14 protein-coding genes are annotated in these 15,254 nt (G+C 58.1%); 5 read left to right on the top strand and 9 right to left on the bottom strand.

What is annotated here, in order from left to right:
* Position 1 precedes the first annotated feature (1 nt).
* The 8 genes from tssG to tssA all read right to left on the bottom strand — a co-directional run bounded on the left by tssG (position 2) and on the right by tssA (position 8,029).
* On the bottom strand, positions 2-1,072 hold the full coding sequence (tssG, locus tag ACR0IP_RS12985) for a type VI secretion system baseplate subunit TssG (protein WP_480525968.1): 1,071 nt from the start codon (positions 1,070-1,072) through the stop codon (positions 2-4).
* On the bottom strand, positions 1,036-2,913 hold the full coding sequence (gene tssF, locus ACR0IP_RS12980) for a type VI secretion system baseplate subunit TssF (protein WP_170461487.1): 1,878 nt from the start codon (positions 2,911-2,913) through the stop codon (positions 1,036-1,038). The genes tssG and tssF overlap by 37 nt, the downstream gene beginning before the upstream one ends.
* Before the next feature lie 5 nt (positions 2,914-2,918).
* The gene (gene tssE, locus ACR0IP_RS12975) at positions 2,919-3,413 is read right to left on the bottom strand and encodes a type VI secretion system baseplate subunit TssE (RefSeq protein ID WP_170378426.1); all 495 of its coding nucleotides are present in this window, start codon (positions 3,411-3,413) and stop codon (positions 2,919-2,921) included.
* Positions 3,406-4,227, bottom strand: coding sequence for a type VI secretion system accessory protein TagJ (locus ACR0IP_RS12970; protein ID WP_170378429.1), 822 nt, complete (start codon positions 4,225-4,227; stop codon positions 3,406-3,408). Before ACR0IP_RS12970 ends, tssE begins: the two co-directional genes overlap by 8 nt.
* Positions 4,228-4,308: 81 nt before the next feature.
* Positions 4,309-4,803: an Hcp family type VI secretion system effector gene (locus tag ACR0IP_RS12965; protein ID WP_170378430.1), complete on the bottom strand. Its 495-nt coding sequence runs from the start codon at positions 4,801-4,803 to the stop codon at positions 4,309-4,311.
* 96 nt (positions 4,804-4,899) lie between these two features.
* Positions 4,900-6,396: a type VI secretion system contractile sheath large subunit gene (gene tssC / locus ACR0IP_RS12960; RefSeq protein WP_170378432.1), complete on the bottom strand. Its 1,497-nt coding sequence runs from the start codon at positions 6,394-6,396 to the stop codon at positions 4,900-4,902.
* Positions 6,397-6,399: 3 nt separating this feature from the next.
* Positions 6,400-6,915 carry a type VI secretion system contractile sheath small subunit gene (tssB, locus tag ACR0IP_RS12955; RefSeq protein WP_170378441.1) on the bottom strand — a complete coding sequence of 172 codons (516 nt, stop codon included), beginning with the start codon at positions 6,913-6,915 and terminating at the stop codon, positions 6,400-6,402.
* Between the two features lie 67 nt (positions 6,916-6,982).
* Complete coding sequence (gene tssA / locus ACR0IP_RS12950) at positions 6,983-8,029, bottom strand: type VI secretion system protein TssA (RefSeq protein WP_480525965.1); 1,047 nt, start codon at positions 8,027-8,029, stop codon at positions 6,983-6,985.
* 367 nt (positions 8,030-8,396) lie between these two features.
* On the opposite strand from tssA, the gene ACR0IP_RS12945 reads away from it, so the two are divergent.
* Genes ACR0IP_RS12945 through ACR0IP_RS12925 form a run of 5 tightly spaced genes read left to right on the top strand, consistent with a single transcriptional unit; the run spans position 8,397 to position 11,632 of the window.
* Positions 8,397-8,813: a hypothetical protein gene (locus ACR0IP_RS12945; RefSeq protein ID WP_480525963.1), complete on the top strand. Its 417-nt coding sequence runs from the start codon at positions 8,397-8,399 to the stop codon at positions 8,811-8,813.
* A 3-nt stretch (positions 8,814-8,816) separates the two neighbouring features.
* Positions 8,817-9,437: a MotA/TolQ/ExbB proton channel family protein gene (locus ACR0IP_RS12940; protein WP_480525961.1), complete on the top strand. Its 621-nt coding sequence runs from the start codon at positions 8,817-8,819 to the stop codon at positions 9,435-9,437.
* Positions 9,438-9,447: 10 nt separating this feature from the next.
* Positions 9,448-9,876 (top strand): ExbD/TolR family protein, encoded by a 429-nt coding sequence (locus ACR0IP_RS12935; protein WP_480525959.1) that lies wholly within the window; start codon positions 9,448-9,450, stop codon positions 9,874-9,876.
* Positions 9,873-10,283 (top strand): ExbD/TolR family protein, encoded by a 411-nt coding sequence (locus tag ACR0IP_RS12930; protein ID WP_480525958.1) that lies wholly within the window; start codon positions 9,873-9,875, stop codon positions 10,281-10,283. Before ACR0IP_RS12935 ends, ACR0IP_RS12930 begins: the two co-directional genes overlap by 4 nt.
* A complete protein-coding gene (locus tag ACR0IP_RS12925) occupies positions 10,280-11,632 on the top strand; it encodes a DUF4384 domain-containing protein (RefSeq protein WP_170689087.1) in 1,353 nt (450 codons plus the stop codon). Before ACR0IP_RS12930 ends, ACR0IP_RS12925 begins: the two co-directional genes overlap by 4 nt.
* Positions 11,633-11,644: 12 nt before the next feature.
* Here ACR0IP_RS12925 and ACR0IP_RS12920 read toward each other — a convergent pair whose 3' ends face one another.
* Positions 11,645-15,133 carry a PA14 domain-containing protein gene (locus ACR0IP_RS12920; RefSeq protein WP_480525956.1) on the bottom strand — a complete coding sequence of 1,163 codons (3,489 nt, stop codon included), beginning with the start codon at positions 15,131-15,133 and terminating at the stop codon, positions 11,645-11,647.
* Positions 15,134-15,254: the final 121 nt, after the last annotated feature.

Here is a 15,254-nt window from a genome sequence, read left to right as displayed (position 1 = left end):
TTCAATACCTCTCGTTATGGGCCAGTTCTTCGGCCTCGAATTCTTGTGATACATATCCGGGATACAGGATCAGATCGTCCGCATCCGGGCGGTTCTGGTCAGGATCATCGCGGGTTCTTATCCAGCTGGTATGACCCAGCTGCGTCGTTCCACCCAGCGAGGCGCGCGGCACCTCATCACCGGCCAGCACCAGATTGACCTCCCAATCCAAGGTGTCACCGGCATAGGTGCGGATGATCGCCTCCATTCGTTCCTGAGAAACGCCGCCGGGCAGCAGGCGTTTGTAGTCTTCAAGCGACAGTGGCCCGATGCGAATGCGGAACTTGGCCGCGCGCGACCAGACGCGGTTGCCGATGCTAGTGGATTGCCCCAATCGCGCTGGAGAGCCGAGCTGCCAAGTGTCGTCCGGCTCCAACTCCAACCACGAGCCGACGAATTGCTGCACATGAGATTCGACCCCGAAATAGTCTGACAGGATCGCGATCAGGCCTTCGACTGTTTTCGTCCCTGACCCGAGATGCCCCGCAAAGAAACGGCGCAGCATGTCTGGCATCGCATCGCGGTCGCTATAGTCCGCACCCTTGAATCCAGCCAGCGCCGCCACGCGCTGTTCAAACGGATCATCGCCCCGGTCAAAACTGGGGGCAGGCTCTGCCGCGGCCCAGGCGCGATAGAGCAGGCTCATCATCCGGTGAGTCAGCATATCGGCAAAGGCCACAAAGGTCGGGTCACGGTGGTTGCGCTGTCGGTCGCGGGCGAACTCAGTCAGGTGAAGAGGCAGAGGGCCTTGCGGACCAAAAAAGCCAAAGAACAGATTGTTGAGCTTGCCCGGCGCGCCGTCGGTCGCCGGTTCAAACCGCGTCAGCGTGTTGGGCGGAAAGGCCAGTGAGACATCCTGCCCCAAACGCACGCGATCCTCGCGCGGGCGACGCGATTCACCCAGGCGCGGCGCATCCGCATAGTGCGCTTCGATCACCCGTAACGCCTGAAAGACATGATGCCTTTCAGGATCAGCCGCCAGCGCGGCAAGCAGGCTCAGATGATCCTGCCCAGTCCGGCCGCTGGTCGCCATCTGGCAATCTCTCCTCGTCGTTCAGTTTTCAGCACGGTTTCCGTGAAGCTGTTGATCGTGGTGTATTTGCGGAAGAACCGCTCGAGCACCGCGCCCAGCACATAGACGCTGGTGCCTTCGTAGAAACTTTCGTCGAAGCCCAGCGTGATCTCTAACCCGCGCACCGCCGTGCTGAGGACCTCGTCGCTCATCCGGCGCACGATGGGGCGGCTGGAGACCGAGACGACGCCCTCAAGCTGTTTCTCGGTCACGCGGTTGCCGAGCGGGGCATAGATACCGAGCAGTTCGCGTAAAGCGCCCGCCCCGCCTTCTTTCCCGTCGCCCGCAATGGACAGATAATTGAGGCTGAGATGGCTGATCAGCTTCCACGCAGCATCACCCTGAGCCAAGGTCGCATGTGGGCGCGTGGGTGTCACCGGCGTCCGGATTGTCTTGACCGGACCACCGTCCGGAAGATGAAAGACGTCATCTCCGCCTGCGGCCAGCAAGAGGGGCAAATCGCGGTTGGAGCACAGCGCCTCAACCGCCAATTGCTCCAACGATCCGGGATAAGGCGCCTGCGCCCGGTCAACCAAAGTCAGGTAAACCTCAGACCCCAGATACGAGGTCCGCACGCCCCGCAGCCGTTCCTTTTCGTTGCGCTGCCGCATCCGGCGTTTGATCGTGTAATAAGCCGAGTGATTGTCACCCGCAGCCGTCAGGTCAGTGTCGCTATAGAAAGGGCGGAAAGGAATATCCCCCTCTTCATCCGATTGAATACCGGTGACGCGTTCAATCCCAAATATTTCATAGTCGAGACCCGCAGTGCGGTTCGGCACCACGTGATGCTGCGTGTCCATCTGGGTGATATGCACCCGGTCGCAACGGCGGTGGAACAGGTTCACCGCAGGCACCGCGTTCAGGGCAAAGGCCGCAGGTGTCACGGCGGGGGCGACATCGCGCATCCCATCCTGCAACAGGATGTAGATATCCACATCCGTGCCCGCCGATTTCTCAAGCGCGGGCCGCAAGCCTGTCAGTTCCACAAAGAGGAACCGTTCCGGCATCGCAAAATATTCCTGCAGTAGGCGATAACCGTCGAACGACTGGCGCGGGGTTGGCAACAGGGCCTCATCCGCGTCAAACCCTTTGGGCACGACATCCGCAGTCGTCAGCCGGGTGGTCCAGTCCGCGCGGCGGTCAGTCGAACGCCCCGTCAGCCCAACACATTGGGTGGCCAGCAACTCATGCAGGGCCCAGGCCTTGCCGCTCTGGGTGTCCAGATGCATCACAAGGCTGTCCATTCCCAGCTCGGCCATGGGCTCACCGTCGGTGCGGTTTAAACGCAGGCGAATACCGGCGCGCGCGTCGGTGTCGCGCGCCACCCCGGCAGCCACCAGCTCTCCCCGGCCGTCAATGTACTCGGCTTCGGTGATTTCAATCGGCCAGAGGGTCAGGTCAGAAGAGGTGGTGAACTCACACGCAGTTTGTTCGCCCTCGGCCAGGCGCGCACGCAAAGTGGTGCCGCGCGGGATTGGGTAGCCTTCTTTCAGCGCCGCGTTGCCGATGTCGGGCTCCATCTGCGCCACCATCATCGACGGTGTCGGGGCCAGGTAATGCGGATAGACAATCTCGAGCAGGTTCGAGGTGAAGGTCGGGAACTGCATGTCCAGTTCCAGCTGAACCCGAGCCGCCAGAAACGCGCTACCTTCCAGCAGGCGTTCGACATAGGGATCGACAACCTCGATCCCCTCCATCCCTAGGCGCGAGGCGATCTTGGGGTAGGCATTGGCAAACTCTGCCCCCATTTCACGCAGGAAGGCCAGTTCGGTTTCGTAGTGTTTCAGCAGACGTGTATCCATCGCGCCTAGCTCCGCTCGATCGAGACTTCGCCGGTGGTCACGTCGACCCGGCTGCGCAGATACAATTCCAAAGGCATGGGTTGTGCCCACATCACGGCGCGGATGTCGTAATCCACATGCATCTCGCCCGATTGCTTTTCCGAGCGCAATTCGACCGCGACCGAGCCTTTCACGATCCGAGGTTCAAACACCTCAATGGAATCGGCAATGGACTTTTGAATGCGCTGGGCCTGACGCAAGGTTGAGAACGAGCCCGAAGTCTGGCGGATACCATAGTTCAGGACGGACTTGGAGGCATAAGGATAGACATCCTCGTCAATCAAATCGGATTGATCGGTGGTGTTGAGCAACATGGACAGATCGCGCTGAATGATCTCGCGCAGGCGCCCAACGTCGATCACGCGGGAATCCCGTCCCTCTTTCAACTGATCCGGCGCGTCATCCGTCAACCGATCAAGAAGCGAGGGTTGCAGGCGTTCGGCAAGGGTCTTCTCAGCCATCTCCCGCCGTTTCCCCGGCACCGGTCGCCACGTCCAGAACCAGTTCGCGAATGTCCAGCAGCGCGATGTCGGACTTGTCCGTTGTCAGCAAACGCTGGCCCAGCCCGACATAGGTTTCACCGCCGGCATCGACCCAATTGGTCGCCCGCGCCAGACGCGCAGCATCATCACCCTGTTCGGTTGATCCGGCATAGCGTGTTGGGATCAGGGCAGCGAGTTCCCCTCCGCTGGCAACCGTCAGCGTGCAGGCCGTCCAGACCGCGTCACGCAGGTCGCTGGGCGGTTCGATATCGATCCGAACGATCTGAGAAAACGGCAGCCAGAAATAGCGGCCGTTCACGATCACTTCGAGGACTGGCCCCAGCCGCATATCGGCATCTGCGATCCATTCGAACGCTTCGCCATTAACCGTGCCGGATGTGGTCGGTGCAGCATCGAACGCTTTTGAGCGTAGCTCGGCGGCCTGGCCGAAATGACCGCCAGCTGTTAGCTTCTGCGCTTCGATCAGATGGGCCAGCCACTCTTCTGGCTCACCAAAAATCATCGGGGTCTTTTCCCCGGCAAAGACCTTTTCGCGATAGACCTCACAAATGATGGCCTCGCGATAGGTTTTGGCCATCATCGTGGCCGATTCATCCATCTCCGCGCTCAGTTTTAACTGGGTGATGGCGCGTTTCCAGTCGCCCATTACACAGAGCAGCTGAAACAGAAAAATCCGCAGCTTGGCGTCTGCGGGATTGGCACGGACTTTATCTTGCAGAGTGGCCAATGTGGCCGCCAGATCGCCTGATTTAAGATGCTCTTCCGGCGTCATGTAACCCTCGCGCAGTCAGGATGGAAAAAGTGCAAAAGCCCCGGCGGCAAATGCCACCGGGACCTGTAGTCGTTTGAAACCTTAGCTGACGTCGCCGGTTTCCAGGTTCCACAGGAACTCGTTGCAGTCGCTGAGCTTGCCGGTTTTGAAGTCGGCGATCTTGTACTTAACCGAGATGCCACGATACGCGACGGTCCAGGTTTCCGACGGGATCGAATCTTCGCCGCCATCTACCGAGTAGCTGTCCACGATTGCGTCACGCAGCTTGATGATCAGATAAGGCTCCATGCCTTTCTTTTCGTCATCGCCGGACCGGCACATGTGGATGAGCATTTCCGAGTTCGATTTGCCCGATGCAACATAGGTCATAATCTTGGCAGACGCTTTGCTGAGCTCGGTGTTCAGGGTCACTTTGCCGAAATTCGCGTTGGCATAGCCGCGCTGTGTGGTACCCATGTCGGACATGTCCAGCGTCCGCTCAACCTCCCACGAGATCGACTTAACCGCGATCCAATCTTTGTGCTGCTTTTCCCGTGCTTCGCCCGGGAAGTCCATCTGTACAAATACGTTTTCCATTTTAGCCTTCCTCTTTTCTAGTTTCTAAACCCGGTTTACCGGAGGGTCGTGACGGCGGCAGTGAAACACATCACATGCCGCCAATTTTTTTGACCTTTATCCAGCTTTTTCGGACGGAAGTTTCGATACGAGACGCAGAGAGACCGACAGGCCTTCCAGCTGATAGTGCGGGCGCAGGAAGAATTTGGACGTGTAGTAGCCTGGATTGCCTTCGACATCTTCCACAACCACCTCGGCCGAGGCCAAAGGCTTACGTGCTTTTTCCGCTTCGGCCGAGATATCGGCGTTGAAGTCCACGTATTGGTTGATCCAGCCCTGCAGCCAAGACTCCATATCCTGACGGCTTTTGAACGAGCCAACTTTGTCACGCACCATGCATTTCAGGTAATGCGCGAATCGGCAGGTCGCGAACAGATAGGGCAAGCGCGCAGCCAGGTTGGCGTTCGCGGTTGCATCCGCATCATCATATTCCGCCGGCTTGTGCAGCGATTGCGCGCCGATGAAGGTCGCCGAATCGCTATTCTTGCGGTGGATCAGAGGCATCATGCCGTTCTTGGCCAGTTCCGCCTCGCGACGGTCCGAAATCGCGATCTCGGTCGGGCACTTCATGTCCACGCCGCCATCGTCGGTTGGGAAGGTATGCGCGGGCAGGCCCTCGACCGTGCCACCGCTTTCCACGCCGCGAATACGCGAGCACCAGCCATATTCCTTGAAGGACCGGTTGATGTTCACCGCCATACCATAGGCCGCGTTGACCCAGTTATATTTGTCACTGGTTGCACCGCTGGTGTCTTCTTCGAACGCGAATTCCTCAACCGGTTCGGTTTTGGAGCCATAAGGCAGACGACCCAAGAAGCGGGGCATTGCCAGACCGACATATTTCGCATCTTCACTGTCGCGCAACGACCGCCATGCGGCATATTCCGGAGTCTGGAAGATTTTGGTCAGATCACGCGGGTTGGCCAGTTCCGACCAGCTGTCCATCTGGAACAGGCTGGGCTTGGCCCCGGTGATCAAAGGCGCATGCGCGGCTGCGGCGATCTTGGACATCTCGCCGAGTAGCTCGATATCCTGCGGGCTGTGGTCGAAGTGATAGTCCGCTACCAGCGAGCCATAGGGTTCACCACCAAACTGGCCGAACTCTTCTTCATAGAGCTTTTTGAAAATGGGCGACTGATCCCATGCAGTTCCTTTGAACTTGCGCAGGGTCTTGTGCATGTCCTTCTTCGAGATGTTCATCACGCGGATTTTCAACATCTCGTCGGTTTCGGTGTTGTTCACTAGATAATGCAGACCACGCCACGCGCTTTCCATCTGCTGGAAATCTTCGTGATGCAGGATCAGGTTGACCTGTTCGGTCAGCTTCTTGTCGATCTCGGCGATGATACCCTCGATCGACCGCAAAGCGTCGTCCGAGATCAGGCCGGTATTGGCCAGCGCCTGTTCGGCCAGCGTCTTGACTGCGCTTTCAACAGCGGTTTTCGCCTGATCCGACTTGGGGCGGAACTCTTTCGTCAGCAGAGCCTCGAATTCCGAGGATCCAAACGCGGTTGCGCCTTCGGCGGCTTCTACCTTGGCTTCTTCTTCGGCCATCTTTTACTCCTCCTCGGCGGCGTCAGCGCCGGGTTTGGGCTGGGCCGCCAGTGTCTTCAGCAGCGACGGGTCCTGCATGATCTTCGAAATCAGATCCTCGGCCCCGGTTTTACCATCCATATATGTCATCAGGTTAGACAGCTGGGTGCGCGCATCCAGCAGCTCCTTGAGAGGCTCAACCTTCGCGGCAATCGCGGCGGGGCTGAAATCATCCATGCTCTCGAACGTGATATCGACGGCCAGATTGCCCTCACCCGTCAGGGTGTTCGGCACGGTAAAGGCCGCGCGCGGCGCCATCGACTTCATCCGGTCGTCGAAATTGTCGACGTCAATTTCCAGGAACTTGCGGTCGGCCACGGCGGGCTGCTCGACCTCGGATTTCCCGGCAAGGTCGCTCATGACACCCATGACAAAGGGCAGCTGGACCTTTTTCTCGGCCCCATAGAGTTCAACATCATATTCGATCTGAACCCTCGGAGCCCTGTTCCGGGCTATAAATTTTTGTGAACTGTCAGCCATCTGATGCTCCTCGATTCATCCATCAGTGTTTCTTTTCAATCCGCTGTTCGGCTTGCGCCCAAACGGATCAATAATCGTCATCGTCGTCTTCTTTTATGCCGCCAATCTGGCGCACCTCATCCAGACCTTCTTTTGCCATATCTTCGATAATTGTCAGAAAATCGGCATTCACAAGGCGCTTGGCACGCTCAAGCAAAATTGGCAGCGGGCTGGAGGGCTCGCACCGGGCATAGTAGTCCATGATGCGTTCCAGCATCCGCGTGACATCCTCGGGCGTGTTGATCGCCCCACCGCCGCCACCACCCGACGCCATCGGCGCGGCCGGGGCACCCGATGGGCTGCTTGGGCTGTCATCGTCGCCGGAGTCGACTTCTTCGGCCTCACCGACATCGGCATAGCTGGCCAACGCCTGCTTAATGCTTTTCAGCGCATCAGACAGAGGCGTCAGATCCGGACCTTCGCCGGGAGTTTTGTCACTGAAAACAGCATCGATTGCCTCGACATCGTCCAGAGCCGTGGACGCCGCATCGGCATTGGCCTCCAACACCTCGTCATCGGTGTCCTTGAACGCCGCGGCAACCCCGGTTGCATCCGGAGCGTCGTCCAGATCTGCGGGCATGTTGATGCGACCTTCGGCGACATCCAGATGGCGCAGGGTCATCCGACCGAACATGCGGCTGTCCGTCAAAGCGGTCCGACGCAAGGCGCGTACCATCCGATCTGACGAGGCCAGACCGCGCACCGCATTGATACGCATGGTGGCATCGCCGTCATCTTCATCCAGCTCGGGGTGGCAGGTATCCCAATTGTCTTCCAGCAGAGATTTCACATAGCCCACGGCTGAGGCAAAGGCGGGAAGGCCCTTTGTGTGCAAAACAGCCTCGGCCAGATAGATCGCGGCGCGAATGTCATGGCTTTTTTCCATGACGGCGAGGGCCTTTTCCTCGACATCGCGCCAGTCCTGTTCTTCGGCCGCAACGACCTCATCGCCCATCTGACGCTCTTCGCCCGGCTGGGCCGCGATCTCAAGGTCCGTAAAGGCCGGATCGTATTCCAGATTTTCTCCGCTGGGGGGTTCGTCGTCTCTGGGCTCCAGATAAGATGAAAGGTCCATTTTGTTCCCAATACCGTCCTGTTCGATCGCAGCTTGTTGTTCTTGTTGAATCGCTTACAGCAGCGCCTGCAATCTTGTGTATGAATTAGTTCACATGATGGCGAAACTCGCAAACACTTCCAGTTTCCTCTGCGGTTTGTGTGGTTAATCGGTCGCAATGCGCAGACCAGGTCGAGATCAATATACACATTTTCCCGACCCTCCGTACCGTTTGTTTACGCTAGGGCAAGTTCATCATTCCATCGCGAACGTGACCCATTGCAGAAATATCTTCCCGCATGCGCCCTGTTTCTGCAATGTTCAGTGCTAAGACCCGCGACGCAAGACATCGGATGTGGGTTCAACGACCGGCAGCAGAGGTAGGAAGATGAGAAAATCGCTTTTCGGCGCAGTTGCATTGACACTGATGGCCGCAACCGCGCAGGCCGATGAGGGCCGCCTTGGAATCGAGCTGAACAAATTCGAACCCGCCGAAAACGGCGGATGCCGCGCGTTCTTCCTGTTTCGCAACCAGACCGACAACAGTTTCGAAGAATTCGAGATGTCGCTGGCCATACTCGACAGCGATGGCGTGATCGACCGGCTGCTGTCCATCGACGCGGCCCCCCTGCCCGTTCAACGCACCGTTCTGAAACTGTTCGAAATCCCCGAGATTGAATGCTCCAATATCTCGGAGGTGCTGCTGCATGACCTGCCGGCCTGCAAGCCCCAGAACGCCGAGCCTCTGGATTGCTTCCCACTGCTGGCGCTAGGCAGCAAAACCTCAGCCAATCTGGCGCAATAGATCATGTTCGGGCTTGAGACACTGGGCGCAGGAGGCCCAATCATCGCAATTCTTGGCGCGTTGTCGCTGCTCTCTGTCACTTTGATCGTCATCAAAGCGATGCAACTGGCACCGGTTCGGTCCGGCGGAGGCGCGAGGGACACAGCACTAGTGCAGTGGTCCAAGGGCGACAAGCAGGCGGCACAGGCCGCCATCGCTGCGGGGAAATCTCCGGCTGATCGCGTCTGCGCCTATGCCATGCAGGCGCTGAACGACGGGTTCAAGGGACCCGCCTTGATGGCCGAACTTACACGTCGCGGCAATCAGGAATTCGCTGCCATGAACACATGGATTCGCGTGCTGGAGCTGATCGCAATGATCTCGCCCCTGCTTGGCCTGTTGGGAACTGTGACCGGTATGATCCAGTCGTTTCAGGAGCTGGAGCTGGCGCAAGGCGCGGCCAATGCCTCGGTCCTTGCGGGCGGAATCTGGCAGGCATTGCTGACCACCGCCGCCGGCCTGTTGGTTGCCATCCCCGCCGCTGTCGGGGCATCGCTGCTATCGGGCCGCGCAGAAGCGGGCGCTCAGGCGATTGAGAACGCGGTCGGGCAGTTGATGGTGATCGAGGAACGCGGCACGCAGTAAGGGTTCACACATGTCCGCCGAGCTTAGCCTGAACAGACGCAGACCGACACGGCCCCTGATCTCACTGGTGCCGATGATCGACGTGATGCTTATCCTGCTGGTGTTCTTCATGGTGACCTCGACCTATCTGAACCTCGACATGATCCCGGCCTTGTCTCAATCGGACCGCCCAGCATCCTCCGGCACCTCGGGTGAACCCGCCAGCGCCGTGGTGATCCGTATCGGAAGCGACGGAGCGCCCTATTTCCGCGGGCAATCACTGACCTCTGCAGACCTTGAGGCACTGTTGTCCGACAGAATTGCCCAGGCACCTGCAACTCCGGTGATCGTTCTACCCACCGGCGGCGCCCGCATGCAGGCGCTGGTTACTGTCATGGACGTCGTCACCCGCGCAGGCGTAACAAACATGCGCGTTGTCCGGCTGGAGGCGCGCCCGTGAAGATCACCCGCCCTGCCCCGCGCCATCACCCCGAAACCATCATCGCCCTGATAGATGTCGTATTTTTCCTACTGGTCTTCTTCATGCTCATCGGACGCATGGACGCCACCGCGCCATTCGACGTGACCCCGCCGGTGTCGAAATCCGGAGAGGATATGCCAGCGGGTGGATTGACCCTGTCGGTCAGCGCTGATGGCCAATTGGCCCTGGACGGAACAGAACTTTCGGCGGATCAGATCGCGCTATCGGTCGAGGAGGCGCTGTCCGAACAGCCCGACCTGCTGCTCCGCATCAACGCCCATCAGGATGCCGCCCTACGAGAGGTCTTGCCCTTAATCGCCGCGTTCGAGGCGATGGGCGCACGGGATGTGGTGTTGGTCGTTACACCTCCGGGTCCGGTCCGATGACGCGCACTCCGTTGATATGGGGTGTTGCGCTATTCTGCTCTGTCGCTATTCACACTATGGCTGCGGTCGTTCTGCTTTGGTCTACGGAGCCTGAACCCGTGATCGAGCAGCCCGTACCGGAAACACGGATGCAGCTTTCGGCCCATCAGGTGAAACAAAGCACCGCCGCGCAAGCGCAACCGGATGCAGAGGCGACCTCAACCGAAGAAACAAGCGGCGCGCGATTGGCGCAGGGCGCTATACCTCAATCCTCGGCCCCAGAGATTGCCGCGAACGCTCTAAGCCTCGCGGCCAGCGATCAGGTGGCCAACCAAACGCAGGCTCTGGCAGCCGTTCAGGACAAACCGCAATCCGTGGTTGCCGAACAGGCGGTTCCGGTGACTCTGGCCTCGGCCGAGTTGCCGGCAACCACGTTGACTTCTAACCGTGCCCCGACGGACTCGGTGGCGTTGACCCAACCTTCTTTTGATGCCGCTCAGGCCGTGCAGGCGCGGCCCGTCGCTTTGACCCAAACCCAACCGGACGTCCCAAAGGCAAAGGCGGCCGATGTGTTTTCGGCAACCGGCGATTCCCCGATTGATCCCGTAAGCCTCACCGCCTTTCAAAGTTTCACGCGCCCCGAAGATGCGGGTCAAGCGGCTGAGGACCTGCGTGATGGCATAGACGGCCTGCTGGCCCAGGTACCGTGTTCACGCCTTCAGGTGCAGTTCCGCCCAGAAACAAACACCCTCGAGCTGATCGGTCATATCCCGGAAAACGGCCTTCGCGGGCCTGTCATGTCGGAGCTTCAGGCGCAGATGGGGGCCAATATTCAGGTCACTGACAATCTGCTCATCCTTCCCCGACCCCAATGCGGCGCGCTCAGCGGGATTGTCGATGTGGGCTTGCCACAATCCACCGACCAGATCACCAACCCCTTGCTAGTAGGCGATGATATTCACACGCGGGAGTTTCGCTACGCTTCAGGTCAGCAACTGGTCCTTGATCTGACCGGAGCCGACTACGACGCCTATATCTATGTCGACTATTTCGACGCCGACGGTCAGGTCATACATCTCAGCCCAAACGCATCGGTCCCGCTTGCCAGAACACCCGCCAAATCTGCATTCAAAATTGGCGCTGAGAAACAAGGCGACCCCGGCCTTTTTATCACCATCGGCCCTCCATACGGACAAGAAATCGCGGTGGCCTTCGCGGCGTCGACCCCCCTCTTTGACGAGGAAAGACCCTTGATCGAACCGGCAGGACCTTACCTTGAGTTCCTCAAAGATCGAGTCGCCGGCGCCCGCGCCAACGACCCGGAATTCAAGGGCGAGTGGGTCTATTTTTTCATAACCACGTCCGAATAGGCCAGCCACGGACTACCAATCGACTCTTTCATAGGCCTCCGTCTCAATGCTCGTGATCTCGGAGTGTGATGGCGAGATCACGTCTTCATTTAGAACATCGTCAGCTTCGTCATGCGCGGCTTCCGAAGAATCTGCATCCCAAGATACTACATCCCCGTTGTGCGAGGCACTCGCGAAGAACGCGAATTCATCCGGCGCATCGAGTTTCGTAAGCGCATCAACATCACCAACATCCATCGAAAACGCGGTTGTCGTTGTCACCGGCGCGCCGTTAAAGCCGGTATCCGAGATCACGATCTGGCCATCAATTGCGCCCTCAAACCCCGGGGGCGGCGAGATTTCAAGATAGCCGATATCCCAGCCGCTCACATCAACCGGCCCTCCATCCGACATCACCGCCGCCTCAGCACCGACGATTAGGCTGTTGGCTGGCAACCCCGCAATTGCCACATCCGCCTGATCGCTGGCACCCATCAGGTCAATTCCAACCGCCAACGTCCCGTTTTCTTCAATCGCCAGTTCCGGGTCCGCCTGCACCAAAGCGCGACCCTTGGTATCAGGGCCTTCCCATTCCAGTTTTAGCCCTGCATGCCCGTAGTTCTCGAAATACCTGACCTCAATATCGTGGGTGCCGGGGTCGAGTTCGATCTGACCGGCTCGGGTCTTGTAGGCGTGCAGCCCATCATTCTCGATCACCTCGACACCATTGACCAACAATACGACTCCATCATCCCCTCCGGCAAAGAAGGTGTATGTGCCGCCTTCTTCGACCGAAATACGCCCCTCCAAGCGGGCACCGAAGGTGTCTTTTGACCCCCCTTCCCAGAACGAGTCAGCGCTGTTTTTGTAGTGAATTTCTGACACGATTTCCTGATGTGTCGGGTCGGCGTTCCAATCAATGTCGTCCAATTTCGAAAGCCTATGTTCCAAATCGAAAAAGCTGGCCTGAAATCCACCACTCACTTGGGCAGTCGGGGCAAAAACCTGCGCCGGATGAACCTCGAACGACACTGTCTGGACAGCGTCTTGGCTACCACCGAATTCGGTTGGTGTAGAGGAACGTACCGCCACATCAATAGGGCCCGAGAAATCGAATGGAGGCTGTATGATCAGCAAGTCCCCCTGCCAGCCGCCCAGTTCCACGGTCCCGTCAAGCTCGGCAACATAGGTCTGACCGTGCACTTCGACCTGCGTTCCGGGCGGCAATCCATCCAAGGAAAACAGGGTATCTTGGCCAATTCCCAAAGCTGCTGTGTCGATATCGAAGGCCAGCGGAGTCCCCGCTGCAACCTGCGCCTGTGCAACATCCGGGGCCGAAACAAGCTGTCGACCGTCAAGGCCGGGGCCATCCCATTCCAGCTTCAGGCCTGCTTGGCCCGAACCTTCAAAATACCGAACTTCGATAGCATGCGCTCCAGGTTCGAGGTCAATCTGGCCAGAACGTGTTTGATTTCCATGTGAATCGTCCTTATGGATGACCGGCACTCCATCAACAATCAGCATAACGCCTTCGTCTGCTCCGAGATGGAAAGCGAACGTCCCACCCTCGGAAACCTGTACCGTTCCGGTGACCTCAACGCCGAACGTGTTTCGCGACCCGCCTTCCCAAAAGGACCCGCGGCTGATTTCGTAGTTAACCTCCGTCGTGACCTCCTGATGCGTTGCAGGGGCGTCCCAATTCACATCCTCAAGTCGCGTCACGCTGTGGTCGGCATCGAAATGTTTGGCGTGAAACCCGGTGCCAATCGACATATCGGGCCTGTCTGCAATAGAGATCGAAAGTGTCTCGGTCGTGCTTAACCCGCCTTCGTCGATGACAGTCACGTCAATGGTCAAGGCCTCAGCCTCACTGCGATCAAGCGCAACATTTGGTTTCAGACGCAACTGCCCGCCGATCACTTCGAACCTTTCATCCGAAACTTCGATACGGTGCGTATCACCATCATCTTTATCATCGAACCGAATCTGACCAACCACGGCGCCTGCGACATGTTCAGCCACGGCGAGCTGCCTTTCGGTCAGAGTGATGTTGTCGACCAAAGCGCCATAGGAGTCGTTCTGGCCTTCGGCCTCACGCAGTTCCAGCTTGTCCTGGCCAGTACCAACAACCTGCAGTTGGAACGTCTCCCAATCCGACGATTTTGGATCCAGTTCTGCAACCAGAGTGTCGTTCCAAAACACCTCAACCGTATCGGTCCCATTCGCAATGCGTTCGCGCAGGTCGAGGCCCAGATCATAGAGCTGCCCCTCCTGCGTCTGCACAACCTGAGAGATGCTATCCATGCCCCAGCCATGGTCCATCTCCATTACCTGATCCCCGTCCGAGGCCTGCAGCCTTCCTAGTCGGTCCCATATCTCGATCCCGTTGGCATCGGTCCAGGCACCGGATTGATCATCGTCAAACCCCCTCCACCGGCCCTGTGCAAGGTCGAATTCCTCAAAGCTGCCGTTCCGGATCAGGTTTTCTGTTCCGTTTTGAACAGTCAGATCAATCGGCGCTTCGTTGATATCCTGAACCGATATCGAGAATGTTTCGGTGACGCTCAAGCCTCCGGCGTCGGTCGCTTTGATACTGATTTCAATGTGATTTTCACCCTCGTGGTCCAACCAGATCCCAGGCCGCAAGCGCAATTGCCCGTCCGAGATTTCAAAGCGTTCATCCGAGATGTCAAAACGGTGGGTGTCATTCAGATCAGGATCCACGACGGAAATGTTTCCCACCGCTGCTCCTATCGCGTTTTCAGCCACTGTCGTACCGTCCAACGACACTGTTTCCGGGCCTTCGTTCACATCCGCAACGTCGATTGTGAAACGTTCAGTCGAGCTTAAACCGCCCTCATCCGTGACGGTGACATCCACCTCAACACTGCCTGCGTCTTCATGGTCGAGCGCAACGCCGGGTTTCAATCGCAACTGACCGTCGAGGATTTCGAACCGAGGATCAGACACCTCAAACTGATGCGGCCCATCCGAATCCGGATCAAACACCGTAAGGGTCCCGACCACCGCGCCTTCATCGTCCTCTGATAGGCTTGAGCCGTCGAGCATGACATCCTTGGGGGCTTGGTTTTGTTCTTCCTGTTGTTGAGGGGGCGAGACCGCAGGAATTGTCGGAAGGGTGGGCGCGTTCGGCTCGACCTCAGGCGTAACGTCCGGAAATTCAGCCGATATATCGGCAGTAGGAAGCGGTCCGACAGTTGTTTCAGCAGAGGAGACCCTCTCTTGGTGATCCAATTGCCCACTTTCGCCAGATGGGCTTGTATTTAAGGGCGACCCAGCCCGTGCGACAACGCTTTGCGGTACGCTTGCTATGCCTGTTTCAACACCTTCTTCAACCACCGTTCTCTCAGCGAAATTGACGCCCGCCGAAGGTGCTCCGCCACTGGTCTGAGCTTCATCCAGCACCCCTTGCGCCTGTTCGCCGGTATGCAGAGTACTCCTGGTCGGGTCCTCAGCCGAAATTGCAGGTGCCCGTGAAAGATTTTCTGCAATATCCTGCATTTCGCTTTGCTCAGACTTCGCGGAATTCGCTTGAAAATTCAGATTGATGTCCGGCTTATTCATCGCAAAACCCCGATTTACCTACTGACGATTCCCAAAAACCAGTAGCATGTGGAGATTT

The sequence above is a fragment of the Ruegeria sp. AL11 genome, assembly GCF_056540865.1.
Note: the sequence above shows the minus strand (reverse complement) of the source record. Positions and strands in the feature narration are given on the sequence as shown.

Coding starts and splice junctions, on each gene's coding strand:
- tssE (WP_170378426.1), bottom strand. CDS start 3,413: ATGGCTGAGAAGACCCTTGCCGAACGCCTGCAACCCTCGCTTCTTGAT.
- ACR0IP_RS12965 (WP_170378430.1), bottom strand. CDS start 4,803: ATGGAAAACGTATTTGTACAGATGGACTTCCCGGGCGAAGCACGGGAA.
- tssC (WP_170378432.1), bottom strand. CDS start 6,396: ATGGCCGAAGAAGAAGCCAAGGTAGAAGCCGCCGAAGGCGCAACCGCG.
- ACR0IP_RS12935 (WP_480525959.1), top strand. CDS start 9,448: ATGTCCGCCGAGCTTAGCCTGAACAGACGCAGACCGACACGGCCCCTG.
- ACR0IP_RS12970 (WP_170378429.1), bottom strand. CDS start 4,227: ATGACGCCGGAAGAGCATCTTAAATCAGGCGATCTGGCGGCCACATTG.
- ACR0IP_RS12945 (WP_480525963.1), top strand. CDS start 8,397: ATGAGAAAATCGCTTTTCGGCGCAGTTGCATTGACACTGATGGCCGCA.
- tssA (WP_480525965.1), bottom strand. CDS start 8,029: ATGGACCTTTCATCTTATCTGGAGCCCAGAGACGACGAACCCCCCAGC.
- tssG (WP_480525968.1), bottom strand. CDS start 1,072: ATGGCGACCAGCGGCCGGACTGGGCAGGATCATCTGAGCCTGCTTGCC.
- ACR0IP_RS12940 (WP_480525961.1), top strand. CDS start 8,817: ATGTTCGGGCTTGAGACACTGGGCGCAGGAGGCCCAATCATCGCAATT.
- ACR0IP_RS12920 (WP_480525956.1), bottom strand. CDS start 15,133: ATGCAGGATATTGCAGAAAATCTTTCACGGGCACCTGCAATTTCGGCT.
- tssB (WP_170378441.1), bottom strand. CDS start 6,915: ATGGCTGACAGTTCACAAAAATTTATAGCCCGGAACAGGGCTCCGAGG.
- tssF (WP_170461487.1), bottom strand. CDS start 2,913: ATGGATACACGTCTGCTGAAACACTACGAAACCGAACTGGCCTTCCTG.
- ACR0IP_RS12925 (WP_170689087.1), top strand. CDS start 10,280: ATGACGCGCACTCCGTTGATATGGGGTGTTGCGCTATTCTGCTCTGTC.